A 25,544-nucleotide genomic window follows, 5' to 3' on the forward strand; every position below is an offset into this window, starting at 1 on the left:
ATTAACGCTTGATAGATATGGGATGACACCTGTTGATTATCCATATATTGTAATAAACAAGATGCACACGTCGGCGTGCTCCCTCGTCTTTTTCTCGCAAGGAAGAGATACGGCCGCTTTGTGGCGCCAAGGTCGGACCGGCAAAACATCTGAGTGTTTTCGTTTAGAAAAGGCATTAAATGAAATGAATCAATTTGGTTATTCAGATAAGGGAATCACAATCCCCTTTATTTTATCCAGTATACAGATATTGAATGGAAACCCGAATCAGTCAATTATACAGAGGGGAATCTTGATCATAACGTTTGTCCACTGTCCACTGTAATGATTTGACCTGTCATTGCTTCCTGTTCCAAGGCTGCACAGATAAATTTACCAATATCTTCAGGTGTTGAAATGCGCTGCAATAGAAGATTAGGAGCTAACCTCTTCATTTGTTCTTCTCTTCCAGCCCACCATCTTGTCGAGACTGCTCCCGGTACAACGCAGTTAACTCTAATATCCGGAGCTAAGGCGTGTGCTAACGATTTCGTAAGACCGTGAACTGCCGCTTTGGATACGGCGTATGGAAGAGAGGAACCTAATCCTGTTTGTCCCGCTATACTGCCGAGATTGACTATTGCTCCTTGTTTATTAATTTTCATGAAAGGGGAAACAGCTCGCGCGCAGTAATACATTCCTTTGACATTAACATCATAAAGATCGTCCCACACTTCTTCCGTTGCCGCTTCCAGATCATCAAGTGGGATGTGCCGTGTAATGCTGGCATTATTCACAAGTAAATCAATAGTCCCGAATTGTTGAACCAATTTATCAACCATTTCCCTGACTTCCTTGTCTTGAGAAACATCGGCTTGAATGGCTATTGCGCGCCCCCCTTTTATATTGATAATTTGCGCTGTTTTTTCCGCATCAGCTTTAGAGCGTGAATAGTTCACGGCGACGGTTGTCCCCCGCTCAGCAAGCGCGAGGCAAGTAGCCCTACCAATCCCTGTACCACCGCCGGTCACAAGAGCTACTTTGTCTTTTAAATCCATATTTAGTCATCCCTTTGCACTATGATATAAATGATTGTATATTGTCATTTCAAATTTGTATAATTGAATTAATTGATGTATATGTTCATAAAATTTGAACTCGGGACTAGGGGTACTACGATGGATCTTAAAACATTAAAAACATTTCAAATGATCGTGAAGTACGGTAGTTTTATCCGTGCAGCTGATGAAATGAATTATGTACAATCTACTGTCACGATGCAAATCCAAAAGCTTGAATCCGAATTGGGCATTCGGCTTATCGAACGTGGAAAAAAAATCCGGTTAACAGAAGCCGGAAGACTGTTCTACGAACAAAGTTTGCAAATTGTAAAGAATATCGAGCAATTAAAAATGAACTTGTCGGATTTGCAAGTAGGCGAAAGAGGAAATGTTCGCTTAGGGGTGACGGAGCCAACTGCCAGCTATCGATTACCTGAGATCTTAGAGAGATTTTTATCACAATTTCCGAAAATTCGTATCTCTGTGGACGTTGCAAACACGCCAACATTAAGCGAGCGTCTTCTTAAAGGGGATATTGATTTGGCTCTTTGTTCGACACCGGATCTGGGTTCCGATCTCCATTTTGAACCCTTATTTAAGGAAGATTTTGTAGTCTTGATGCCAAAAAACCATCCGCTTGCCCAAAATACGGTTATTGCGCCGGAGGATATTCGGGGACATCGTCTACTCATTACATCAGTAACCTGTCCATACCGCAGAAAGCTTGAGATGGTATTGCAGGAATCAGGGAACATTCCAATAGATACTATGGAGATTGGCAGTATGACAGCTTTGAAATATTATGTCGAAAGTGGACTAGGTATTGCCCTTGTGCCAGAGATTGTTTTGAAACCGGTTCCTACAGGAACTACGATACGGACTATGAGCGGCAGTCTTATACACATGACTTTCGGCTTTCTCTTCAAGCGATCGGAATATCCATTGAAACTGGCAAGTTCAAAGCTTTACGAATTTCTCAAGCAAGAACTTCTTGAGCATTACCCAATGGACGGATTGCGGTGAACCGTAGCACAATTCATTTGGTTAACGGGAACGATAGTTGAAAAGACGGTTCTACTACACATTAAAAATGGGTCATGGACTTGGGTTTATATCCAGTCTATGACCCGTTTTTATACGTATCTCTACAGAGAGTTGGTTTAATTATGTCCAAACGTACAATTTTCCTGAAATAATACGATGACCTCTATATAATGGATATGTCATACTAGGGTATATTGCCTTATTACCCCATCCGAAGCGAGGTAAGTGTATGTCCATCAGGATCAAACTATTGCTGTCCTATACCGGTATGCTTATCATTAGCCTACTGGTATTCGTCTTGACTGCCAGTCTGTTCACCATCGCAGCAACAGGTGACATTTACAGCTTTCGAGATTTCTATAAAGTTCACTATCAGCTTAATCCACTGACGGAACAAGAGGAATCCATCTTCCTCGAATTAAAATATCTCGCCAAAAACGAACCGGACGAGTTGCAAAACCAAGAGCTTTTGCTAGACTATGATTTCAAGCTCAAAACAGTACGAGCTGGTCTCTACGTCCGCCGGGAAAGCAATCAAGTATTTGAGTCACATACGTTTAATCAGCCAGAATTGGAACAAAATTTGCCTCCCTATGACCTAAATAACAATCAGATTCGCAATACATTTAACATTGGCGAACGATTTTACGCCTACGCTAAATTCGACTTCCGCTTTTCGGATGGTGCAAAAGGCAGTGTCTTCGTTATTCACGAGCGAAGTCCTTTTGGCGAAGTGATACGAAAACTGCTTCCCATCCTTGTCCTGATTCTCATCGGCGTCATCGTGATTGCGAATGTGCTGCTTTACCGCTGGATTACTCGAAGCGTCGTCAAACCACTTGATATACTTCGAAACTCGGCTGAAAACATTAAGGAGGGCAATCTCCAATTTTCACTCGATCTGCGTTCAAAGGACGAGATCGGTCAGTTGAACGAGGCGTTCGAGAATATGCGAAAAAGACTGCATGAATCGGTTCAGCTCCGATTGCAGGACGAAGAGAATCGGAAAGAACTGATCTCCAACATCTCTCATGATTTACGTACACCCATCACGAATATAAAAGGCTACATCGAAGGAATTCGAGATGGGGTCGCAGATACTCCGGAGAAAATGGACAAGTACGTGAACATCATTTATTCCAAAGCCGTCGATCTGGATAAACTCGTAGACGAGCTGTTCCTTTACTCCAAGCTGGACTTAAAGCAAGTGCCGTTCATGTTTGAGCATGTAGATATTGTCGGTTTTTTAGACGACTGTATAGATGAGCTGCACTACGTATTGGAAGAAAAGAGCATCACACTGGAGTGGGATGAGCGTGCAGGGCAGAGTATCGAGGTCATTGCCGATTTGGAAAAGTTAAAGCGCACTGTACTCAATATCATTGGAAATGCCCAGAATTTTATGGATAAGCAACAAAAAATCATTCGTGTCTCCGTACAAGCTTCTCCAGAATGGGTAACTGTTGAAATACGAGATAATGGGATGGGCATCTCATCCGAAGCCATACCACATATTTTTGAGCGTTTTTATCGTGCGGAGCAGTCCCGCAATTCCTCAACGGGTGGTAGCGGGCTGGGACTTGCCATTGCAAGTCAGATTATAGAAGGACACGGAGGTTCCATCTGGGTGAAAAGCGAACTCGGAGTCGGTACAAGCCTGTTCTTTACCCTAAAACGGAAAACGAATCAGGGAGGTACAGAAACCCATGGCGACACGCATCCTCATCATTGAAGACGAGGCCACCATCGCTCAGCTGGAGCGGGACTATTTTGAGTTAAATGGCTTTCTTGTTGATTTATGTCATACAGGCAATGAGGGTTTACAGCTTGCCCTTAATGAGGACTACAGTCTCATTATTGTCGATTTGCAGCTTCCCGAAATGAACGGGTTTGAACTGTGCAGTCAAATTAGACAAACCAAGGAAGTTCCTATCCTCATTGTCTCTGCCAAAAAAGAAGAGATTGATAAAATTCGTGCCTTTAATCTCGGCGCCGACGATTACATTACCAAGCCATTCAGCCCTAGCGAGCTAGTTGCAAGAGCCAAGGCACACCTAACGAGATACGAACGGCTTTTGGGAAAACAGGAGCCTGTTCAAAAGTCCGAAATTCATATTCGTGGCTTGGTCATTGACAAAGTTGCCCGCAGAGTTTATGTACGCAATCAAGAAGTGATTTTTACAACTCGCGAATTTAACTTGCTTGAATTTTTGGCAAGCCATCCGAATCGTGTCTTTAGCAAAAATGAATTATTTGAACGAATTTGGGGTATGGATTCCAGTGGGGATATAGCAACCATAACTGTGCACGTCCGTAAGCTGCGGGAAAAGATTGAGGTCGATCCTTCTAACCCGCAGTATATTGAAACCGTCTGGGGTGCCGGGTATCGTTTTTCCGTGTGAGTAATTTTAGAAATTGTTAAGAAAGATTTTAGAATCTGTTAATGTCGGGTTTCTTGGGAGTTTAGGACTCTCCTTTATCATACAGGTATGGCGAACAGCTATCATACCGATTGCTCTAAAGGAGGACTTACCATTGAATAAGTATTCTAATAAATTAGCTACCCTGATGCTGACAGCTGTCTTAGGAACGACATCTCTTCCATTTACTGCCCTACACGCAGAGGCTGCTTCAACGTCACTCTCTGTACAAGAAATTCAACAAGCAGTCAATAAACTCTCCCAACTTCGCGTGATGCATGGCTACCAGGACGGCTCCATGGGTATTCAAAACCAAATTACTCGTGCAGAACTGGCAACAATGGTCGTCCTTACTTTTGGTCTACAAGGCAAAGCAGATAAATTGGCGAGCTTCACAGATGTAAACCAAAATGCGTGGTACTACAAGTCCGCTGCTGAACTGGTAGCACTAGATATCATGCAGACGAAAGACGGACGCTTTGATCCGCAAGGAACCGTAACAGACGCCGAAGTAGTACAAATCGTGTCCAAAGCGTTGAATCGTGATGCAAAATCTGTGAATTACTGGATGGAACGTTTTTATTCGGACAATAGCAATGCTACTCGTGGTGAGGTCGCGTACTTGTTGGAAATCGCGCACCAAGCGATCCCTTCAGCAAATGCAAAAATTACGAGTGTTCATGCACTGAATGCAATTACCTTAATCGTAACCTTTGACGCTCCTTTAACAGCGGAAAATGAAGTATTTGCCAAAGCAAAAGAAGACTTTGTATTTAATGACGGGCTTACCTTAACCAACATGCCACGCCTAAAAACGGGCTCGATTTCTACTTATATCGTACCTACATCCGTACAACAGCCAGGTACTACTTACAGCCTGACCTATAAAGGACAAAAAGCAGGTACATTTGTAGGCAACGCAACGAAGCTTGCGATGACAGAGGCAAGGCAGGTTGCGAATGATACATTCGAATTGGAGGCCCTCAAGGCAAATGGAGTCGTAGACTACGGATACGTCATCTCCGCATACAGCGCCGGTCGCGGAGCCAATGCATTCGTGCTGGATGAAAACAACAGCGCAGATGGCAAAACCTATCAGATCATCTCCTCAGGCCAGGCAAGAGAAGTAACGATTACACCAGCAGGCGGACAGCCGATCGTGGCAAAATACGTACCATTCACACAATCAACGGATGGTAAACAAGAACCTAAATTCCGCTTACCAGAAGGTCAGGTGCTGACACCAGGCGTTACGTACACCGTAACCTCTGATTGGGCGCAAATTGCCAACCCGACATTCGTAGCCAAGGATATCCCCCCGCTGGAAATAACCGAAGCTGAAGCGATTAGTGAAACCTCCATCACCGTTACCTTGTCAGAGGACCCGGGAGATGAGCTGTTCTCCGGTCGCAGTGTAGAATTGACTGACACAGAGGGGAATAAACTGGTGGCTACATATAAATATTCCAGCCGCAAAGGCGCAGTAGGCGTGTTTGATCTTACGCAAGCTGGTAAACTGACAAAAGGTACTGCTTATACTGTGACTCCAGTTGGCGAATGGGCTGGCAAATCTAAAGCTGAGCTGACTGTGGAATAGCATACCGGTAGATGAAGCTTTTGAAATCACGAAAAAGTGTTGGTTCGCCGTGCTGCGCGTAGTCTATTTTCGAGGTCTGCCATTCGAAACCACCACACAAAAATTCCGTCATATTTTCCCGGGTGATGCTGATCACCTGAATTGGCGGTTGGGGATTTAAAGAGTGGCTTATCATCGCACGAATTTGCCGTAGATTAACAGACAGTAAAAACATACCAATGGAAGTTTCACATTATTGAGGACGCCAAGCAAAATACCGAACCGAATGGAATCACCAACGCGGAATTTGTGGGAGAAGAAGCGGAAAGAATTTGAATAAATTCAACTTGATTTTAGGCAGATTTCACCCTTTGGTGAACCTGCCTTTTTTTGAGCATATACATGGTTTCAATGCTATTTAATATACAAATGCCTGTTTCATACATTTACAAACCCACCTTTTACGGATGTAATTTCACCGTATTTTTTACCTACTTTATCTAAAAATGTAAAAAGTGTGCTTTAATAAATGGAATAAGATTTATTTTGTCTTACTGAGGAGGAAGATATAATGAATCTTTCGTGCGGCATTACTGGTTTTTATGACGTTAAACATAAACAACCTCCAGGTATTAATGGAAATGAATTTAAAAAGATATGCCATTCTGTAGCAATGATAACGAATGGAAAGATGGTTCATTACAAAGAGCCATCTGAAACAATTACAAGTTTTTATGAGGCTAAACTTACGGTTATAGACAAAGAAATTTATGTATTACTCAATGCCTATTATCCAATCCTTGCTTTTGCTTCTTCTGTAGAATACTTCAATATTATGTTTATTGATGAACCTAGTTTAGTTGAACATTTTAGTTTGTATTACAATGTTATTTCTAGTGATGAACTTAATGAACCGCTGCTGTACAAAGAGAAAGGAGGGAACTTAATTATAAGGAATAAAAATAACTTAAATAATGCTGAGTTAGAACAAATACGCTATTGGCAACCACAAACAGTTGGAAAAGTAGCATTTAATTTTTGGGATTAAGTTTTTAGATGATAATTTATCAATTAATCCAAGAGAAGAAAAGAACGTTGAAGAGTTTGTTAGAAGTATATTTTCAAAATTCTCGTAAGTTAACTGACTATGTTCAACAAGAATATACATCCACACCAAGCCAGCGTTTTAGCACGGATTCTAAGCTGCTGGCTGTCGTGATCGGAGCAGGGCTTGTTTTGCCTAGTCAAAATGATAATACAATAAACGATCCCGATAGAATATAATGGAAAGGCACAACATTTAATGACGGGATTACATAACCCATAAGACAGGTTTTTAGGTAATTTACAAGGAGAAATGAGTGCAAACGTTCCTCCACAGAAAAAAATGCACGTATAAGATGAGGTGATGAATATGAAGAACTGTGCTATATACAGTTCTAATTTTGATTTAGCTCAGGTTATGGAGACAATTGAAAAGCTTTATAACAAAGAGACAATATGGATTAGCGAAAATAAGACTCAGGTAAGAGTCATAAGCAAAAAATGGTTTAGTAAAACAGAGAACACGTTTAACATAATGACCAGTAAAACTCACCCGGAAGAATTCTCTACTATGATCAATGGAATGAGTAATTTTTTCAGGCAGATTCCAGCAAAAAATGAAACGGTTCACCAAAAACTTTTACTCAAGATTGCTACGTTGAATATGGTTATTGGCATTGAAACAGAGAAGGATATCTCAGATAAATTGTATGCAGAGATACTGGATGTTGCGAGACAATTGGATGGTATTGTATTCATGGGTACTCGAGAACTCCTGGATTACAATGGTAAGCTGATTCTTGACATAGATGGAAATTCTGAAGTTGATGATTTTATTGTAACTGCTCATACTAGCTTTCTGCATAGTGACTTGAAAATAACTGAATCTGGCATGAGGCGTAAAGAGCGATCTGAAAAAATATTGTCCGAGAGCAATATTCCTGTCAATAAAAGTCTACCGGTTATTTGTGGTGATGAAGATGCAGTAATTAGAGATGTTGATGAAATTGCCAGGCGTGCTATTGCTTTATGCATTGTTGCGCTAAAGGGAGAGTGTCATGGTACCAATCATGATCTAGAAGATACAAGGGCTTTGATTACCCGGATTATCAATCAATATAATGCTTCTGATTTCTTTTCTCCTAAAGAAAGATTGTTTATTGAAAACGATTATCCGGATATGGAGGATGCTGTCTATTTTTCCTGGTGCTATGAAGGATATTTGGTTATGCTATGGGCTCTCGGGTACGTAGACGAATTGGAATATCCAAGCAGCATATGCAATGTGCCAGCGGCAGTAGCGATTTTAAAGGAACATGAAACATATGCTGATTTTATTGCTCATGCTCAAATGAGAAAGAAAGATGAAATTTTAGATGCTGCAGATTTAATTTACAGGTATGATTGGGTGTGTGTGGATAGCCGTATTAATAACAGACCGGTACCAGGGGAATTGGACGGTGGAGTAGTATATGAGCGACACCGTGCATTGAACTGGCTCATTACATATATGGAGCAAGAATGGGATCAGGTCACAACTGATACGTGATGGTGTATATCTTTCTGTTGAATATATAACATGTTCGGTACTTCGCCATATATATACATCTGATTTGATACATCGACAAATATTTATGATGGGTAAGAAAAGAAGGTGAAAATCAGAGGCTAGCAAAAGACACGCTGGCCTTTCTTCTGCCGGATCGCATTCCGAATCGCCTCCTTCCAACCACACTCCCCTGTCAAAATATCAAGTGTAATTTATATAGATCAACTATCTTCGTTAATTTCAAATAGCCGATTTTTCTAATTGGATGGCTTTATTAAAAGTTAAAAATAAAATACAGAAATTTATATGGAAGGATAGAGTATATACCATGAATAGTAGATGGATTGAGGAATTTCCGCAACTTGAAACACAACGTTTTTATTTAAGGAGAATTACCTTACATGATGCCAAAGAAATCTATGATTACTTTTCTAACGATGAAGTCACCAAATATTATGATCTTGATAGTTTTACTACTATTCAGCAAGCGATTGATTTAATTGAGCATTGGGATATGAGGTTTAAGGAAAATCAAGGTATAAGATGGGGGATTGCCAAAAAAGAGGATAATAAACTGATTGGTTCGTGCGGTTATCACAATTTGGCTAAAGAGCATCACAAAGCGGAAATTGGTTACGAAGTTGCACCTAATTACTGGAGAAAAGGAGTAATTACAGAGGTTCTTAAACCAATCCTTACTTATGGTTTTCAACAAATGAAATTTCATAGAATAGAAGCATTTTATGACCCGGAGAATATAGCTTCGCAAAAGTCACTTGAAAAAGCAGGTTTCTGTTATGAAGGGACATTGAAGGAATGTTTTTTTGAAAAAGGAAAGTTTGTTGATGCAGTAATATGTTCTCTTTTGAGTAAAGACTATTTTCTTAATAAGGCTTAACCATAGTATATAAACATATAAAGCTCAGTTAAGATGGGGATTGTTTTGAATAACTGAGAGTATAATTTTGATAATAATATTGACAAATAGTTATTATCAATTACAATAGTTTTATGATTATTGAACAAATGGATATGGATGAACAAAGGATTAAAATCTTTAAGGCTTTGGCGGACCCAACCCGGCTACAAATTGTTCGTACGCTTTATTACAACAAAAAAGAGATGAGTTGTGGAGAGGTAGGTGAAAAATGCGAGGCTTCAAAGTCGAATGCATCTTATCATTTCCGGACACTCAGAGAAGCAGGGCTGACGACGGTTAGAAAAGATGGACAGACAAAGTATATTCAACTAAATCTAGAAACATTCCATATGTATATGCCTGGATTCCTTGACACAATATAATCCAGGATTCTTTTTGTTCTGTAGTTAAAAAGTTATTTAACTAATGAACTTTTGGGGTGGATGTCATGAAAAAATTATTGGTTTTATTCTTTTCAGTTATGTTTGTAATTGGAACAGATACCTTCTTAATTTCACCTTTGTTACCGCTTCTTCAAGAAGAATTTCATGTATCAACAGATATATCTGGATGGATGGTAAGTTCTTATGCCTTGGGATATGCTTTATTTGCATTAATCGCTGGCCCATTATCGGATCAGTGGAATCGAAAGAAGGTTATGTTTTGGGGAATGGTTGCTTTTTCTGTTTCTACCTTTTTATGCGGTACAGCGCAAAGCTTTTGGGTGATGAATATCTTTCGATTTGCGGCTGGCATAAGCGCTGCCTTTGTTACACCGCAAATATGGGCTTCAATTCCAATACTTCTTCCAAAAGAAAAGATACTAAAAGGTATGGGGATCGCTACTGCTGGACTTTCCATTTCGCAAATGCTTGGCCTTCCCATTGGAAGTTATTTAGCGTCTGCTCATTGGTCAATACCTTTCTTTTGTATTGCGTCTATTTCTTTACTTTTATCTTTTTTTATTCTATATTTTTTCCCCGATACCATACCAACTCAGATAAACAGAGAGCCAGTTTCATTTCTTAAGCAATACACGAATTTGTTGAACAACAGTACATCTCAGCTTGCTTTCTTAGGTTATTTTGTCTTTCAGTTAGGAAATTTCGCAGCTTTTTCTCTTTTAGGTACATGGCTGGCAGACCAATATCATTTCACTATTTCTCAAATAGGAACAGTTATGCTGTTTTTAGGGCTTGGCAATACCATTGGAAGTTTATGGGGGAGTGCAATCGTTCAGCGGTTAGGAAAAAACCATGCGATGTCGACAGGAATTTTTCTGCTCATTACTTTGTATATTGTGCTCCCTTACGCTCCGAGTGGCACATACATAAAAATAAATTTGATGGTTATTTTTGCAATATGCGGTATTTTGTTTCCTATAATGATGGGCTCGCTTCAAACCTTGTCCCAAACATCTAGAGGAACGATTGCAGCTTTGGCTAACACTCTTATGTATACAGGAACAACCTTAGGGGCCGTGTTAGCAGGATTTTTATATGGGAAGACACACTTTTTTATCCTTATTTCCCTGTTTACTTCTCTCTGTTATCTTATATTTGTTTGTTTATTTAAAGCAAGTGGCATCTTACGTTCAAGCGTGAAGTAGCCAGGTAAAGTGAAGAAGCAGCTTACTTGATTTCAGGTAAGCTGCTTTACGTTTTAACTTGTAAGGTATTTTTTAATTCATTTACATCAGTAAAATACACATCTTTTCGATATTTCATCATTTCTTCTACATCGCCTTCTTTTTGAGCCTTAAAATAACTAGTTAAGGCTTGTTCTGCATCATCTACAGGCTTTCTTGATTGTTGGGGAAGTGAGGTCTGAATATGAGACACAGGTGGTATTCCTGTCACGAGTTTCCGCGCTCCATTTTATTTCATTTATGCGTGTTGCTTTTTTTACATGACAAAACTGTAAGGAAAATGTAAGACGCCCCGCATAGATACGATAGGATCTTTCGTGTAAAGTAGAGTATGTCAGGATAAATATTTATAGAAGGAAGAAAAGAAATGATAATTATTCCATTGGGAAATTTAGTTCTCGGTTTATATTCCATTCTTTTTGTGCTAAAAGGAGAAATTGAATATGCAGTGCTTTTACTTTTAGTTGGATTACTGTTAGATAGTCTGGATAGCTATACAGCAAGAAAGTTAGATAGGAAGAGTGATTTAAAAAAAGAACTGGATTCACTTGCGGATATCATATCATTTGGTGTGGCTCCAGCTATGATTATGTATGTTGCCGTCTTTCATGAGCTGCATACAATAGGGGTGCTAATCGCATCTATTTTTCCGATTTGTGGAGCCTTGCGTCTTGCCTATTTTCGCACACAATCCCCCTCAAAAAAGTACGTTATAGGTCTGCCAATTGGGCTAGCTAATGGAATACTAGCTACTTTTATCCTTTTTGGACCTGTTTTTAATAAAGGCGTATCAATGATGGTTATTCTTGCTTTGTCTTATTTTATGATTAGTAAAATAAAGTTTTTCCGTGTAAATGGTAGATAGTTAGCGGGAATGGAGGCGACAAACTATGGAAATGGCAAAAGAATTAATCTCTCAATATGGATACATCTCTATTTTTTGTTTACTTGCTTTGGGGATTGTTGGATTGCCTATTCCTGATGAAATACTTATGACATTTGTCGGTTATTTAGCCTCTAATAATGTTTTACATTATGAAGGTGCAGTAATAGCCAGCTTTTGTGGAGCTATGTCAGGTATGGTTTTTAGTTATTTTCTTGGGAGAAAAATCGGTAAACCTCTATTAAATAACTATGGGAAATGGATAGGATTGACGCCAACACGACTCCTTAAAGTAGAGGGCTGGTTTCATAAGTATGGTCCGTGGACGATTGTCTTCGGTTATTTTATCCCAGGGTTTCGCCATGTCACTTGTTACTTATCTGGAATGAGTGGGATGGGGGTGCGCAAATATCTTTTATTTGCAGGTTCAGGAGCACTATGTTGGTGCCTAATCTTTATTACTATAGGATATTACATCGGAGAAATATAAGATATGAGGGATAACTGATGAAAAAAATTAATGATATTTTCTTTCTTTTCTCTATCATAGGTGCACTATTTGTAGTATTCTATATGGCTTGTCTTGGAATATCTACAATTTGACTCTTAGAACAAAAACTAAAAAGCGAAGCTTATAGGCTTCGCGGGCTTGCTTTATCATCTAGAACGTTTCTAGATAAAAAATTCGATTTCGATAACTGATAAACCATACAATATTGTTCTAAATGACTGTTAGGTAACTTAATCACATCAACGATTTTGAAGTTATAGTGCTCGTATAATTTGATGTTGCTGATATTCTGTGTTTCTAAGGTACAAATAATATTTCTCTTCTTACATTCGTCTAAAAGAGGTTTCATCACTTTGGTGACGAAGCCTTGACCCCGATACTTTTGTTGTACCACAAGCATATCTAGGTGAATATATTCCCGTTCCCCTACTATTGATAACCATGCAGAACTCATACTACGTAAGATAAATATTCCTCGCAAAAATTGTTTTATACCAATATAACGACATATTTTAGATGATTTGACGATAGTGAATAAGATAGCTGACAAGTCTTTACATTTGGTTAGCGGTGATGAGTTGACCTTCTTTGATCGAAACACGAGTGCGACAGCTTCTAAACTGTCTGATGTTGTGTATAAGTCAGAATAGTCATAGAGCATCGTTACGTAATTTTGAAAAAAAATCTTGAGTACGTCTAGCCTTGTAGACCGATCAGGTAAAATGTATTCATATAATGGATCATCCATAAATCCTTCAGCCAATACTTTTGCTGCTTTATGAATGTCTTTACGGTCCAATTTTTGAAGTTGCGTGCTACAAATAGTTCCACCCCGGATCTGTAATCATCGTATTTAAGGATTTTGCAATGTCTTCATTCCTATGCTATCGCCATAATGTGAAGTAGTCAAACATTTTAGAATTTATGCAGCAGCTTCACTTGTTTCCGAAAATAAAGCCCTTGCACATCTGGCGAGTGTTGACTCCATTCCGACATCGGCAAACCAAGAAGACCATGTCAGCATGGGAACAATTGCATCGCGTCAAGCACGAGACATTATTCACAATTCTGCCTGCCATTGGAAAGTGATCGTGTGATCTCAGATCAAATGGAGGAACTGTATACATCTGATTTGATACATCGACAAATGTTTATGGTAGGAGGTAAGAAAAAAAGGAAGGGCGGTGGGCGGGAACGGTTGGAAAAAGACACACTGCCCTGTCTGCTGCCGGATCGCATTCCGAATCTCCTCCTTCCAACCACACTCCTTTGTCAAAATATCAAGTGTAATTTATATAGATGAAGAGAAAATTAAGTACGAAAGTAAGTTATCTATGAAAGATCTTGTATTTAGAGTTGGAATTTAATCATTCGATAACATTTGAAATATCGGACACATAGCAGAAGAGCGTATGTGTCCAATTTAAGTTAATATGGAAGAATCGAGGATTAAACGATGTTAGTTTATTTATTTAGTATTGTATTGTGTTCGAATCTCATCATTGGAATTCTATTAGGATTGACCGGTATATCGGGGTTTCTTCTTCCTCTAATATATGTTGGTTTTTTGCACCTGCCATTAAGGGAATCACTCGCTTTAAGTTTTTTGTCGTTTGCTGTTTCAGGAATGATTGGAGCTTATTCTTACTGGAAGTCTAAAAACATGGATACCAGGTTGGCTCTTTTCCTAAACATAGGCAGCCTACCCGGGGCTTTTTTGGGCGTTCAATTAAATGTTTGGATCCCTGATAATATTGTAAAACTACTGTTATATGCATTTATCCTTTTGGCTGGGCTATCCATTTTATTTAAGAAAAATCAGGACAATCATGAATCAAACATAAGTGTAAGCAGATCGAACCTTTTAGAAAATAAAATCATGGTTGTCCTGATCGGTGTAATAACAGCAGCCATTTGTTCTTTAACAGGAGCTGGAGGGCCAATCTTACTTGTTCCTCTACTTGCCAGTTTGGGCGTGAACATTAGGGTTGCGGTAGGAGTTAGCTTGCTAAATTCTGTGATCATAGCTATCCCATCCATATTCGGATACTTTGCTCACTCGAATATGGAAAGTATTACACAATTGATCATAGCCAGTTTAATTGGGACAACTCTTGGTATTGTAGCAGGTGCTTACTATGCAAACAGGGTTAAAATTAATTACTTACGTATATTTATAGCACTTGTCACCATACTATCTTCCATCTATATGCTCATTACGATGTTTATTTAACATTATTCCGAAAGAAGTCTCCCACTTCTAAACGTGAAGGTACGGCAACATCAATGGAAGTGGGAGATAAATTTTGGTTAGACGTAGCCTACGTTTTTCTTCTTATACCAATGTGATTTGCGCCTGTTCTTTTCGAGCACCCAGAAGATAGGAGCGGGGTGACTGTAGAGGCGTAATTCTTTAGCAATAAAGAGAACTCACAATCTTGTCGGTTATTTATGAAAAGCGCGTTAAGGAAAAAGTCTACTTCCTGGATTTATTGATTCCCACCTGCATATTACAATGTACGGTACGAATAAGTTAGCAGTTAGTTGCAAAGAGCCATACATGAACTCAATTGAAGATATACTGAAAGAATTAAGAGTAAAAGCACAGACAACACCGAAAGGGCAGTGGGTCAGGGCATGGGGATTTAATGAGACAGCGGTTGCGGAAAAGCGTTACCCAACAAGAGAAGAGTTGGATGAAGTTTCAACTGAACATCCGATTAAGGTGCTACGAACCTGCGGTCACATTTCTGTAATCAACAGTAAGGCATTAGAAACGATAAACATTAATGAAAATACCCCTGATCCAGACGGAGGGACAATAGAGCGAGACCACCAAGGTGTGTTAACAGGTCGTTTAATTGAAACCGCTCACATGAGGGTGTTTTCTATGAATTTGGAGATGGTTATCTAAAAAACTATGGGGAACGTGTAAATTATATGTATCCTGTGCGTAATTTCATCGATCGGGGAATTATAGCCGCGGCCAGCTCCGATAGTCCGGTTACTGATTGCAATCCACTGCTTGGTATCCATGTTGCTGTTAATCGAAGAAGTAAATTGGGTCAGGAGGTAGCCAGTAGTCAACGGATTGATGTGTTGGAAGCAATTAAGTTGTACACATGGAATGGAGCTTATGCAAGCTTTGAGGAGGACATTTAAGGGAGCATTGAAGTAGGCAAGCTGGCAGATTTTGTTGTGATAAACAGTAGTATTCTTTCTACAGAAGAAAGTAAGATTAAGGATTTATCTGTTGAAATAACCGTACTTGACGGTAAAACTGTTTACCAGAAAGCAGAATGTGTTTTATAGAATTTAAATGTTTTTCTTATTGCAGGAAACAGACTTACTGAACGTTCTACTGCAATCTTTGAAAGGTATCAACTGGATGAACAACGTTATAATTCTTGTGAAAAGAGAGAAGATTCTCCAGCATAAAAAGTGGCTATTTCTTATATGAGAAATAGCCACTTTTTATGCTGAAAACTTATATAGAGATAACCATTGTTTTTCTATCCATAGATGATGAGCACTCCGCTCAGATGAACTGCACTTAATATAAGAAACCAGGAAACAACGATCCTGAGATTTTCGTACCATTATCGGGTTGTATTATAGAGATTGGGGAAACATGTAGTAGCACTTTTGCTTGGAAATCATATGATGATAGCAGGTAGATAAGAATGTGTATCTACAATTACGTAAGCGCTATCCTACTGTGAAAGGAGGTGTATTATGATGTTCTGGATCGCCTGGGCTGTAGTTGGTATCGTTATCTGGGGAGCAATGAATTCCTGGATGACAGGTCAAGTGGCTGGTAATGGCTGGTGGGCATCACTGATTGTCACGCTGATAGGCAGCTGGCTTGGTGATTTCCTGTTGGGTGACTGGCTCTGGGTTATTGCCGGATTCAATATCATTGCCGGAGCTATTGGTGCCATTATATTTAACTGGCTATGGAGCTTGGTACGTAAAAAAACAGAATAACACACATGGCTATGGAAAAACAAAAGCCTTGTTTTCGAAAAGGCATTACGATTGCTTTGCACTGTTCTTACTCCTTATAACAAAGATTAAGACACTTCTATATGTATGGAGAATTGTTATGATTCCCTATTTAATGCATGGGAAGTGTGCGAACTACTTATGAGAAAGAAAGTTTGTATGATGGAGGGCCTCCCTTTGGTAAAAGGAGGCTCTTTTTGTTGGAATAAAGCAAGCTATTTAATTTCAAAAGCAGTATCTCGAGCATCATCGGAATCTTCCGGTTGAGCCCCAAAATTCCCAAAATCAACTTCGCTTTCTACGATTCTTGTTTGTAGGCGAGGGTATCCTTCAATTTCTACTTCTACTACATCACCTGGTTGAACAGGGCGTGAGTTTTTAGGCGTACCTGTCAGAATGACATCTCCCGGCTCCAATGTGATAAGGCGGGATAAATCCGCGATAAGAAGATCGAATGGGAAAGCTAACGTGCTTGTATTATCTTCTTGCACAACTTTTCCGTTTACATAGGTTCTCAGTGTTAAATTATGAGGATCAACCTCACTCGCGTGGATAAGGGAAGGACCGATTGGGCAGAATCCATCTTGTCCTTTAACACGTAGCATCGATCCGGCATCTGAGGTACGGAAATCATGAAGCCCGAAATCAATGGCAGGGCTATAACCCGCAATGTAATTCCAAGCCTCGCTTCGAGAAACATTCTTCGCTTTTTTTCCAATAACGAGCGCGATTTCCCCTTCATAGTTAAGGTATTGGGTACCGCGTGGCCGAGCTATAGATGCACGGTGTCCAGAAAGAGCGGTTAAAGGTTTCATAAAGTAAGAAGGCCATCTTGGAGTTTTCGCTCCAAATGCTTCAGTTCGACTTGGAAAGTTCAGATGCATGGCAATGATTTTAGTTGGTTTAACGGGTGCTACAAATTCTGCTTCTTCTTCTGAAATTTTTTCTCCATTTTGCAGAACAAGTGTATTCCCATTTTTATAACCTTCAATGATTTGATCTCCTCTTTTTACACGTACAAATTCCATATCTTATTTATCCTCCTAGATAGAATATAAAGTTATATTGAATTGTTCTAGACTTTATGCTGCTCTAGAACTTTTCCACCGGCGAAGGTATAGCCGAAAGAATGGTAGTAACTACCCAGCATTTCTTTTGGTTCAAGCGCTTTCAATTCGTCAAACGGAGAATCGAAAAGCGTAATTTCTGCATCGCCATACCAGATTGGCCCTATTTCTTTGTCTGTTCCACTAAAGGTGACGAGCTCATAGATAGCAGGCTCAGTTCCATCTATACCTGGCAAGTGACGGCTATTATGCAAAGGAGGATCGCTTACTGTTGGGCCGTTTTGTGTAATCTCTTTCAATGTTACTTTTGCATCTACCAAACGTCTTCCTCCGGCAGAAAGAGTACCAGCAAAAATGCCGCCTGGCTCTAAGCGCATACCGGCTTTACCTACGGTAGTAGGACGTGTCATCCAAACCTCGCCTAATTTTTTAGGGAAGCCTTGGACCAAACCGCGTAGCATAGCGTAGTCTTTGTCTACCCAGATGTACACGCAGCGACAAACCGGCTTTCCTTTATATTTAGCACCTACATAAAACATAACTTCTTTATATTGTGAATAATAAGGTTCTGTGATTTCTCGCCCATTCTCACTGCAGGATTGCCAATCAGCAAAAATAAGATTTACAGCGCCTGGGTCATCGGCAGGTTCCAACTCATCAGGTAAAAGAGCGATTACTGCATCTGGATCGGCACGATACTCTATAGTCATAAAATCACCGGAATAATGCCAAGGTGGAGGAGGAAGTAAATTTGCTTTTCCTTCTGGAGAAAGGGGTAAAGAGAAACCTTTTAAATTTGCCATATGTTGGTTCATTCCTTCCTTGTTTTGTAACTAAATAATCGACATAGTTGCTATGTTTAGAATAATCTTATCATGTCTAACATTTAATATCAAATGATTTAATTAATTTAAATTTTTCATAAGATAAAAACTAGATAAAAAGTTTTTTGTGAATTGCAGCTTCGCGGTTTATCTATATAAATTACACTTGATATTTTGACAGGGGAGCGTGGTTGGAAGGAGGCAATTCAGAAAAAGAAGAGGTTGGATGCGCCCTGCGCTCCAGCAGAAGAAAGGCCAGTGTGTCTTTTTCTGACCGCCCACTGCCCTTCCTTCTTTTCTTCCCTCTCACCACAAGAATTTGTCGATGTATCAAATCAGATGTATATAGGGTTTTATCTAATATCAAAGAAGCAAGCTTCTTTATTAATAAGTAATAATTTATTATATATTTCAAATCATTAGATAACATATGACTTGACAAAGAAAATCGTCCGTACTAGTCTTAAGATATCAAATGAGTTTATTAATTATAAATTTTCTAAACAAGAATGGAGTGAAGCAGCTGCTGCCTGTATTTTTCTGAATAATTACATTAATAAATTTATTAATAAAGAAATGGAGTGTTTCTATATGGTTACGAAATCAAGTGAAAGAATTCTGATTGCTAATGTTCTTGTATCACCTGCTCACTACATTGGAGGTCAGCGTGTTTCTTCAAAGAAAACATTTACGGTAATTAGTCCAATTGACGAATCCGTTTTAGGAGAAGTAGCGGCAGGTGGAGAAAAAGAAGTAGATGAGGCAGTAAGCGCAGCATTGAAAGCGTATCCAGAATGGGCTGCACTAGGGCCAAAAGGAAGAGGTGTTTACCTTCGTCGGTTTGCTGATATTGTTGAAAGCCGTGTAGAAGAGCTTGCAGCGGTTGAGACTGCAAGTAATGGCTCACTTTTAGAATCTGGACGTTTACGCGTAATGAAGCGTGCAGCTTATAACATTCGCTTTTTTGCAGAATGGGCAGAAACTTTGAAAGGGAAATCATGGGAATCAAATGGCACACAGTATAGCGTGTTATATCAGCCATCAGGCGTCTCTGCATTGATTACTCCATGGAATGCTCCGCTTATGTTGACCACTTGGAAAGTGGGTCCTGCTTTAGCCGCGGGGAATACAGTAGTAGTTAAGCCACCAGAGTGGGCACCATTTACATGCTCCTTACTGGCTGATTGTGCAGAAGAGGCCGGACTTCCGGCAGGAGTATTAAATATCGTACAGGGAATAGGGGAAGAGGCAGGAGCTGCTCTTACTCAACATTCAGGGATTAGCAGAATTTCGTTTACGGGCTCAGTTGAGACTGGACGTATCATTGGAAAAGTGGCTGCTGACCGTATCGTTCCTGCGAGCATGGAGCTAGGCGGAAAATCACCACTCGTTGTGTTTGCAGATAGTGATTTTGAAGCAGCAGTAAAAACCGCACTCGGTCAATATGACAACGCAGGACAAGTATGCTTGGCTGGCACTCGAATTCTTGTAGAAGAATCTATTGCAGATAAGTTCCTAGATGCTATGAAAGAAGGAGCTAAAAAGATTGTCCTTGGTGATCCGCGTAATATAGAAACAGATGTTGGCCCTTTAATTACGCGTGAACATTTTATGCGAGTACAAGGATTTGTTGAGCGAGCAAAAAAGCAGGGAGCAACAGTAGCTTATGGTGGGAAGGTATCTGAAAAATTGGGCGGGTTGTATTTTGAGCCTACCTTATTTGTAGATATTCCGGAACACGCAGAAATCTTAAAAGAGGAAGTATTTGGTCCTGTCCTTACGTTCCAAACGTTCCGTACTGAAGAAGAAGCAATTGAGATGGCAAATAATACGGAGTATGGTTTAGCCGCAACTGTATTCACAGGCAGTGCAGAACGTGCACAACGAGTGAGAAGCGCCATTATAGGCGGTACAGTGTGGATTAATACATTTTTTGCTCGCGATCTATCAGCACCATTTGGTGGAAGTAAAAAATCAGGTATTGGACGTGAGGGTGGAGATTTTAGCTTTGATTTCTTCTGCAATATCCAAACGGTAGCTTATAAAGCAGGTTCGTTTACTTCGTAAAATACTATAAAAAATCGGAGGCTGTAATTATGGGTGAAATTGTTGGAGCAGCTATACTATCACATGTACCTACCATTATGTTACCGGAAAAAGTTCGTCTTGAAATGAATCAAGGAAAAGGGGACACTACACTGATTCCCGGTTTGAAAAAATTCCGTACTGAGGTTTTAGATCAGCTCAATGCCGATACTTTTATTATTTTCGATTCACACTGGCATACCACATTTGAAATGGTAGTGGATGGACGCGATCATTATGAGGGTCTTCATACCTCGGATGAAATGCCGCGCAGTCTTGCAGACATTCCATATAACTATGATGGAGATCCTGAACTTGCTGCTATTATTGGAGAAACAGCGAAAGGCTATGACGATGTATGGGTGCATGTAAGCCGGAATGAAAATCTTCCGATTCACTATGGTACAGTAAATCTTGTTCATTACCTGCACCGTGGCGAGAAAATCCTTTCGATCGGAACAGCACAGAACGGAGAACCTGAAGATTTCTTACGATTTGGAGAAGTGCTACGGGAGGCTATAGAGAAGAGTAATCGGAGAGTAGTATTGCTTGGTTCCGGTGGACTCTCCCACAAGTTTTATTCTCTGCGTGATATTAGAGTGTATGAAGCCTTTGATCCAAAATATTTAATCACTCCAGAAGCACGTGAAATTGACGAAAAAATCATTGATCTTCTATTAGAAGGAAAACATGGTGATGTGATTGATTTGATGCCAACGTTCCGTACTTTTGGACCGGAAGGGCGTTTTGGTCACTATCTTATGAGTGCAGGTGCACTTGGAGGAAAAGAATGGGCAGTAAAAGGACAAAAGTATTCTGAGTACGAAGCATCAGCTGGAACTGGTCAAGTACACATGTGGTTCCCGCAACCTGTAAAGGGATAGGAATTTACTCTTTATTTCAATGTAAAATAGGACAAAAGCTGGCATGAAAATAAAAAATCCATGCCAGCTTTTATACCCAACTACCTTTGCCAATGCAGATACGGAGGCAACTATATGTCAATTAGTGCAGATACTATAACAAATGAAGAGGTCCGTCTGTTCTCTACTGAACAAATAGTGAAGAAGTTGGAAGAAAAAGGTATGAAATATGTGCGTTTATTATATAGCGATATTCATGGATATCCGCGAGGAAAAGATATTCCGCTAGATTTTTTTAGAACGATTACAGAAGAAGGACAGGCATTTTGTTATTCCAACTTGGTGGATGGACTGGATGGAAGTCCGTTGAATGCACCGGGGATGCCTGATCGAGGGTTTCCAGATATGCGGGCCATGCCTGACTTATCTACGTTAGCTGTGATTCCGTGGGAAAAGGATACCGTTCAGTGCCTCGTCGATTTAGTAGACAATAACGGAAAACCTGTTGATATTTCTCCAAGAGAATTTTTAAAAAGAGCCACAACATTGTTTAACGATAGCTTAGGTCTAACTCCTGTTCTTGCTCATGAATTGGAATTTTACCTCTTGCAAAAAGGAGAGAACGGGTGGAAAAGATACAGTGATCAGGCCGGAATGATCTACACTGTAGGCTATCGTGCAGATGAACTGGGTCTCATGCAGAAATTTCTAGAAGCAGGAAAAATATTGAATTTAGGCGTTACAGCTGCAAATCGTGAACATGGCGGTGGTCAGTTTGAAGTCAACATGATTCATGGAAAAGCGGTATCTTCTGCTGATAGAGCGTTCAGCTTTAAAAATATGATCAAAGAAGTCGCAGCTTGTAACGGATTGTTAGCCACGTTTATGGGGAAGCCCTTTAATAATCAGCCAGGTTCCGGCTTTCATCTGCATCTTAGCTTAATGAACCAGCAGGATAAAAATGTTTTTTCTGATTCCTCGGCTACTGATGGTTTGAGTGAAATGGCGAAGCACTTTATAGCTGGTGTTTTACATCATGCTCCCGCTCTTACAGCGTTCCTAGCCCCTACTATTAACGCATACAAACGCTTAATTCCAAACAATATTGCCCCTGTATCAACGGATTGGGGATATGATAATCGAAATGTACTTGTTAGGATTCCGCCGGAAAGAGGATTGGGAAGTCGGCTTGAAATTCGGGCTGGAGATGGAGCAGCTAATCCATATTTAATTTCTGCGGTCTGCCTTTTAGCAGGTTATGATGGAATTATCAGAAAAATTGAACTCCAACCGGTAGAAGTGAAAGGGAACTCTCTTCCACGAACATTGACGGAGAGCCTGGAGGAGTTGTATGCAGATAAAGCGTTATGTGAATTGATCGGAAATTCAATGATCACCGCTTATTCCGCTGTGAAAACAGCAGAAATTGAGCGTTATCAACAATATGTCACAGATTGGGAGCTTAAGGAATATGTCCAACACCTATAAAATATTAGGAAAACCGCTAATTGGAATTACGACTTGGAGACGAGAGTTACCTACTTTTTTGGGTGAACGAACGGATTTGTATACATTAGGTCCAGAATATGTAGAAAGTATTGAAAAAGCAGGAGGAGTAGCTATACTCTTGCCCCATACTCAACCTGAAATCGCTTTAGCTTATCTTGATTTAATCGATGGATTGCTAGTTTCCGGCGGAGGAGATGTAGATCCGGAAAGCTATGGAGGCAAAAATTCAGGACAATCCTATGAAGTAAATGCAGGAGCTGACGCTTTTGAAATCGCTTTAGTACAAGAAGCCAAAAAGCGGAGGATGCCAACGTTAGGAATCTGTCGTGGATTTCAAATTCTGCAGGTTGCTTTTGAAGGCACCATGCTGCAAGATCTTCATGAAACCTTTCCTCTCCACCCAAAAAACGAGGGAGCACCTGAGTATATACTGAGCCAGAATCACAAAGTGATCTTGGAAGAGGACTCGATTCTAGCCCAAGTGTATAATTGTTCTACTCGAACGGTAAATACGATTCACCACCAATGTATTCAAACGATAGGAAAAGGATTTATCCCGATCGGATGGAGTGAAGATGGCATTATTGAAGCTGTACAATCCAATACTGATTGGTTGGCATTAGGCATGCAGTGGCATCCGGAAAAGCTGGAGGATGAAAAAGAGTACGCATTGTTTTCATACTTTATAAAAGAAGTAGAAAAGCGGATCAAGAAGGAGGAGCCGATGTGATAAAGACAGAAGTTTCACCAACCGTTTCAACATTCTTGCAACAAGAAAAAAGGCTGCTTATTGGTGGAGAGTGGGTTCCTTCTCTGTCCGGAAAAAAAATTCCTGCGATCAATCCGGCAGACGGGAAAGTTCTTACCTATTTTGAGGCAGGAAATGAAGAGGATGTAAATCGAGCAGTAGAGGCGGCCAGAAAAGCGTTTGAAACAGGCGAATGGCCAGCCATGACTCCTCTGGAGCGTGAAAAATTGTTATGGAAGATCGCAGAGATTATTGAGCAGCATGCAGATGAACTTGCTGAGCTGGAAACGCTCGATAATGGAAAACCTATCTCCAATGCTCTCAATATTGATGTAGCCGGTGCAAGCAATGTATTTCGCTATTATGCAGGCTGGCCTACAAAGCTACGAGGAGAAACGAACCCAGTTTCAAGGTCTGGCTATTTAAATTATACGATGCGGGAACCGGTCGGTGTAGTGGGCCAAATTATTCCCTGGAACTATCCACTCATGATGGCATCCTGGAAGCTTGCTCCAGCTCTAGCCGCAGGTACAACGATTATATTAAAGCCAGCAGAACAAACGTCACTTTCCGCCCTGCGTCTTGGTGAGTTGTTAATAGAAGCGGGGGTTCCGGCAGGAGTTATCAATATTATCACAGGTACCGGAGCAGAAGCAGGTACTGCAATCTCCAGTCATCCTGGAATTGATAAAATTGCGTTTACCGGTTCGACGACGGTAGGCCAACAAATTATGACAGCAGGCTCCTCTAATATCAAAAAAATTTCATTGGAATTAGGCGGAAAATCACCCAATATTATCTTTGCTGATGCAGATATTGGAGCTGCTGCAATCGGAGCAGCTGAAGGGATTTTTTATAACATGGGGCAGGATTGCACAGCCGGTTCTAGAGTGTTTGTCCAAAGGGAAGTATATGAAGAAGTAGTAGAAAAAATTGTATCCTATGCTAAAGAATTAAAAATTGGCTATGGAACAGATCCTTCTACCCAAATCGGTCCGATTGTCTCTGCCCGGCAGTTGGACAGGGTGATGGAGTATGTACAAATCGGGGTAGAAGAAGGAGCTCGGCTTCTAACAGGAGGTAATCGGGTAACAAAAGATTCCTTTGATAATGGCTATTTTATTGAACCAGCCGTATTCGCCGATGTGAAGAACACAATGCGAATTGCACAGGAGGAAATTTTTGGCCCTGTTGTTACTATTATTCCTTTTGAGAATGAAAATACATTGATAAATCAAGCAAATGACTCAATTTATGGACTTGGCGCCGGTATTTGGACACGTGATGTAAGTAAAGCTCATAGTGTTGCTAAACAATTAAAAGCAGGCATGGTTTGGATTAATTCGTATGGAGCGGTAGACCCGGCTGCTCCTTTTGGTGGCTATAAAATGAGTGGAAATGGTAGGGAAATGGGCGAGTATGCAATGGAGCTTTATACAGAAATCAAGAGTGTATGGGTGAAAATAGGATAGATAACTTTACAGGAATCAGGCAGAAGAAGCTAAATAAGCGCTCCTTACATTTATTCTGTAGATTATGGATGGCCTGATTTCCTGTTTGCATTTTAATTAAGAAAGGAGATGGTTTTTCATCTAAGTATACGAATGATATGATTAATGCTTTGTTACGTATTATCGAATAGTAGCCTTAGTAACCTTTTTTTACTATAGAGAAGAAAAGGTTATTAAGGCTGCTGTTTATATTATATATAAAGGTTCTTTTATAATAACTACATTAGTACTCATATTTATTCCCTTTTTTGGATAGTAATATATGCTTCACCTGTGGTTGATACTCTGATGATGCTAA

At 40.0% G+C, this 25,544-nt stretch carries 26 protein-coding genes and 2 pseudogenes; 22 read left to right on the top strand and 6 right to left on the bottom strand.

The window, feature by feature from the left end:
- Positions 1-296: 296 nt before the first annotated feature.
- The gene (locus AF333_RS11215; protein WP_043064491.1) at positions 297-1,037 is read right to left on the bottom strand and encodes an SDR family NAD(P)-dependent oxidoreductase; all 741 of its coding nucleotides are present in this window, start codon (positions 1,035-1,037) and stop codon (positions 297-299) included.
- A gap of 120 nt (positions 1,038-1,157) precedes the next feature.
- Here AF333_RS11215 and AF333_RS11220 point away from each other — a divergent pair, with 120 nt between their 5' ends.
- The 10 genes from AF333_RS11220 to AF333_RS11265 all read left to right on the top strand — a co-directional run bounded on the left by AF333_RS11220 (position 1,158) and on the right by AF333_RS11265 (position 11,201).
- Positions 1,158-2,063, top strand: a complete 906-nt coding sequence (locus AF333_RS11220; protein ID WP_043064490.1) for a LysR family transcriptional regulator — start codon at positions 1,158-1,160, stop codon at positions 2,061-2,063.
- Between the two features lie 250 nt (positions 2,064-2,313).
- On the top strand, positions 2,314-3,816 hold the full coding sequence (locus tag AF333_RS11225) for a sensor histidine kinase (protein ID WP_043064489.1): 1,503 nt from the start codon (positions 2,314-2,316) through the stop codon (positions 3,814-3,816).
- Positions 3,791-4,486, top strand: a complete 696-nt coding sequence (locus AF333_RS11230; protein ID WP_043064488.1) for a response regulator transcription factor — start codon at positions 3,791-3,793, stop codon at positions 4,484-4,486. Before AF333_RS11225 ends, AF333_RS11230 begins: the two co-directional genes overlap by 26 nt.
- Before the next feature lie 133 nt (positions 4,487-4,619).
- Positions 4,620-6,101, top strand: a complete 1,482-nt coding sequence (locus AF333_RS11235) for an S-layer homology domain-containing protein (protein ID WP_043064487.1) — start codon at positions 4,620-4,622, stop codon at positions 6,099-6,101.
- Between the two features lie 550 nt (positions 6,102-6,651).
- Positions 6,652-7,128, top strand: a complete 477-nt coding sequence (locus tag AF333_RS11240; protein ID WP_043064486.1) for a hypothetical protein — start codon at positions 6,652-6,654, stop codon at positions 7,126-7,128.
- A gap of 8 nt (positions 7,129-7,136) precedes the next feature.
- Complete coding sequence (locus tag AF333_RS11245) at positions 7,137-7,364, top strand: hypothetical protein (RefSeq protein ID WP_053432682.1); 228 nt, start codon at positions 7,137-7,139, stop codon at positions 7,362-7,364.
- 130 nt (positions 7,365-7,494) lie between these two features.
- A complete protein-coding gene (locus tag AF333_RS11250) occupies positions 7,495-8,673 on the top strand; it encodes a DUF4272 domain-containing protein (RefSeq protein ID WP_043064485.1) in 1,179 nt (392 codons plus the stop codon).
- A gap of 265 nt (positions 8,674-8,938) precedes the next feature.
- A complete protein-coding gene (locus AF333_RS11255) occupies positions 8,939-9,571 on the top strand; it encodes a GNAT family N-acetyltransferase (protein WP_321167164.1) in 633 nt (210 codons plus the stop codon).
- 113 nt (positions 9,572-9,684) lie between these two features.
- Positions 9,685-9,975, top strand: coding sequence for an ArsR/SmtB family transcription factor (locus AF333_RS11260; RefSeq protein WP_043064484.1), 291 nt, complete (start codon positions 9,685-9,687; stop codon positions 9,973-9,975).
- A gap of 65 nt (positions 9,976-10,040) precedes the next feature.
- On the top strand, positions 10,041-11,201 hold the full coding sequence (locus AF333_RS11265) for an MFS transporter (protein ID WP_043064483.1): 1,161 nt from the start codon (positions 10,041-10,043) through the stop codon (positions 11,199-11,201).
- A gap of 46 nt (positions 11,202-11,247) precedes the next feature.
- On the opposite strand, the gene AF333_RS11270 is transcribed toward AF333_RS11265, so the two are convergent.
- The gene (locus AF333_RS11270) at positions 11,248-11,451 is read right to left on the bottom strand and encodes a hypothetical protein (RefSeq protein ID WP_139188965.1); all 204 of its coding nucleotides are present in this window, start codon (positions 11,449-11,451) and stop codon (positions 11,248-11,250) included.
- A 156-nt stretch (positions 11,452-11,607) separates the two neighbouring features.
- Between AF333_RS11270 and pssA the strand changes: the two genes are divergently transcribed.
- Positions 11,608-12,105, top strand: a complete 498-nt coding sequence (gene pssA / locus AF333_RS11275; RefSeq protein WP_043064481.1) for a CDP-diacylglycerol--serine O-phosphatidyltransferase — start codon at positions 11,608-11,610, stop codon at positions 12,103-12,105.
- A 25-nt stretch (positions 12,106-12,130) separates the two neighbouring features.
- On the top strand, positions 12,131-12,613 hold the full coding sequence (locus AF333_RS11280) for a DedA family protein (protein ID WP_043064480.1): 483 nt from the start codon (positions 12,131-12,133) through the stop codon (positions 12,611-12,613).
- A 142-nt stretch (positions 12,614-12,755) separates the two neighbouring features.
- Here AF333_RS11280 and AF333_RS37180 read toward each other — a convergent pair whose 3' ends face one another.
- Positions 12,756-13,382 (bottom strand): GNAT family N-acetyltransferase, encoded by a 627-nt coding sequence (locus AF333_RS37180; protein ID WP_052811812.1) that lies wholly within the window; start codon positions 13,380-13,382, stop codon positions 12,756-12,758.
- A gap of 175 nt (positions 13,383-13,557) precedes the next feature.
- Here AF333_RS37180 and AF333_RS31725 point away from each other — a divergent pair.
- The 5 genes and pseudogenes from AF333_RS31725 to AF333_RS11305 all read left to right on the top strand — a co-directional run.
- Positions 13,558-13,704, top strand: a pseudogene (locus AF333_RS31725) (aromatic amino acid lyase); the annotation flags it as partial.
- 62 nt (positions 13,705-13,766) lie between these two features.
- On the top strand, positions 13,767-13,937 hold the full coding sequence (locus tag AF333_RS35030; RefSeq protein ID WP_235496383.1) for a hypothetical protein: 171 nt from the start codon (positions 13,767-13,769) through the stop codon (positions 13,935-13,937).
- Positions 13,938-14,090: 153 nt separating this feature from the next.
- Positions 14,091-14,867 (top strand): sulfite exporter TauE/SafE family protein, encoded by a 777-nt coding sequence (locus AF333_RS11290; RefSeq protein WP_043064479.1) that lies wholly within the window; start codon positions 14,091-14,093, stop codon positions 14,865-14,867.
- A gap of 234 nt (positions 14,868-15,101) precedes the next feature.
- Positions 15,102-15,946, top strand: a pseudogene (locus AF333_RS31730) (amidohydrolase); the annotation flags it as partial.
- A 423-nt stretch (positions 15,947-16,369) separates the two neighbouring features.
- A complete protein-coding gene (locus AF333_RS11305; protein ID WP_235355948.1) occupies positions 16,370-16,621 on the top strand; it encodes a hypothetical protein in 252 nt (83 codons plus the stop codon).
- A 233-nt stretch (positions 16,622-16,854) separates the two neighbouring features.
- On the opposite strand, the gene AF333_RS11310 is transcribed toward AF333_RS11305, so the two are convergent.
- The 3 genes from AF333_RS11310 to AF333_RS35035 all read right to left on the bottom strand — a co-directional run bounded on the left by AF333_RS11310 (position 16,855) and on the right by AF333_RS35035 (position 18,864).
- Positions 16,855-17,667, bottom strand: a complete 813-nt coding sequence (locus tag AF333_RS11310; RefSeq protein WP_043064476.1) for a fumarylacetoacetate hydrolase family protein — start codon at positions 17,665-17,667, stop codon at positions 16,855-16,857.
- Positions 17,668-17,714: 47 nt separating this feature from the next.
- Positions 17,715-18,509, bottom strand: a complete 795-nt coding sequence (locus AF333_RS11315; protein WP_043064475.1) for an acetoacetate decarboxylase family protein — start codon at positions 18,507-18,509, stop codon at positions 17,715-17,717.
- A gap of 181 nt (positions 18,510-18,690) precedes the next feature.
- Positions 18,691-18,864 carry a hypothetical protein gene (locus AF333_RS35035; protein WP_235496385.1) on the bottom strand — a complete coding sequence of 58 codons (174 nt, stop codon included), beginning with the start codon at positions 18,862-18,864 and terminating at the stop codon, positions 18,691-18,693.
- A 257-nt stretch (positions 18,865-19,121) separates the two neighbouring features.
- On the opposite strand from AF333_RS35035, the gene AF333_RS11320 reads away from it, so the two are divergent.
- The 5 genes from AF333_RS11320 to AF333_RS11340 all read left to right on the top strand — a co-directional run bounded on the left by AF333_RS11320 (position 19,122) and on the right by AF333_RS11340 (position 25,207).
- On the top strand, positions 19,122-20,597 hold the full coding sequence (locus AF333_RS11320; protein WP_043064474.1) for an aldehyde dehydrogenase: 1,476 nt from the start codon (positions 19,122-19,124) through the stop codon (positions 20,595-20,597).
- Positions 20,598-20,626: 29 nt separating this feature from the next.
- The gene (locus tag AF333_RS11325) at positions 20,627-21,499 is read left to right on the top strand and encodes a DODA-type extradiol aromatic ring-opening family dioxygenase (RefSeq protein ID WP_043064473.1); all 873 of its coding nucleotides are present in this window, start codon (positions 20,627-20,629) and stop codon (positions 21,497-21,499) included.
- A 114-nt stretch (positions 21,500-21,613) separates the two neighbouring features.
- Complete coding sequence (locus tag AF333_RS11330) at positions 21,614-22,966, top strand: glutamine synthetase family protein (protein ID WP_052811803.1); 1,353 nt, start codon at positions 21,614-21,616, stop codon at positions 22,964-22,966.
- Entirely contained in the window at positions 22,950-23,717 is a 768-nt protein-coding gene (locus tag AF333_RS11335; protein ID WP_043064472.1) for a gamma-glutamyl-gamma-aminobutyrate hydrolase family protein, read from the top strand. The genes AF333_RS11330 and AF333_RS11335 overlap by 17 nt, the downstream gene beginning before the upstream one ends.
- A complete protein-coding gene (locus tag AF333_RS11340) occupies positions 23,714-25,207 on the top strand; it encodes an aldehyde dehydrogenase family protein (protein WP_043064471.1) in 1,494 nt (497 codons plus the stop codon). Before AF333_RS11335 ends, AF333_RS11340 begins: the two co-directional genes overlap by 4 nt.
- Positions 25,208-25,544 lie beyond the last annotated feature (337 nt).

The sequence above is a fragment of the Aneurinibacillus migulanus genome (genome assembly GCF_001274715.1).
Taxonomy (GTDB): domain Bacteria; phylum Bacillota; class Bacilli; order Aneurinibacillales; family Aneurinibacillaceae; genus Aneurinibacillus; species Aneurinibacillus migulanus.